The following is an 841-nucleotide window of genomic DNA, read 5'->3' on the forward strand; positions in this document are numbered from 1 at the left end:
TACGCCGATTGAGAAACAATTGGGCGATATTTTAGACAACATGCTGGTGGTTGCTGTCAAAAAACGCTATCAGTCGGCTGGTGAAGTATTGCGGGATTTGCAACCGGCAAAAGCTGCTTCTTCATCGCCGCCGAAACCAAAATCACCTTCTACAACTAAATCTAGCCAAAAGCAACCGCCGCCAAAACCAAAATCACCTTCACCGTCGCCTTCGACGGCTACATCTGGTTCGCAAGTGGAACTTCGTTCTGCGGTGGGATACGATTATACGAAATTGCGGGATTTGCTGGCGAATCAAAAGTGGCAGGAAGCCGATCAAGAAACGGCAAAGGCGATGTTGAAGGTTGCTGGTAGGGATAATTTTTTGCGTGTAGAGGATATAGATAATTTTCCCTGTGAAGATTTGCGAACCATCGACCGTTTGTGGCTGAAATTTAGTAACGGTAAATTTGGCTTAAGCGTTCAAAAGGAAATTTATCCAAAGTTGGGTGGTACGAGGGAATTTGACGTCGAAATCTGGGAAAAATTTGGTGATACTGTAGGCTGGAGAGATAACGATGGTAGGTGGAAAAATTATGATGAATTGAACTGGCGTCGTCCCCTGAGGGGTAATACCCCTGGGGGTCACCTCCCTTGTGGGGGGTGGTTGTGGTGGGGTATAGTTCGGTGTAGTTCTCTTCTCTCGCGCAGAGACTTGTAAACTGTAACATATAAGGGATACAACTTCATGTAAAGAATTGTATGATGTAGATTTTTCACGTATTCATGGGCATTTCCTCAATTCGATACCTGACACCCCACGATTCGTGGAAGTCAGGTGGGGTGGCTACGCTACCCCCTC

The 841-nt window shown here is 46.3% G+C and carries 1 protein-coding gene; it reads left to right on the forward strand.

The features are described from left to right. Positions 1 to 700 (forward strand): GUN4 domain-containing protein (locus AS151_RS20340; RefSeq protein WP_139240842.1); only part of this gene is annotated, 700 nt, incomplete at its 5' end. Positions 701 to 841: the final 141 nt, after the last annotated feature.

Source organism: Geitlerinema sp. PCC 9228 (assembly GCF_001870905.1).
Lineage (GTDB): Bacteria > Cyanobacteriota > Cyanobacteriia > Cyanobacteriales > PCC-9228 > PCC-9228.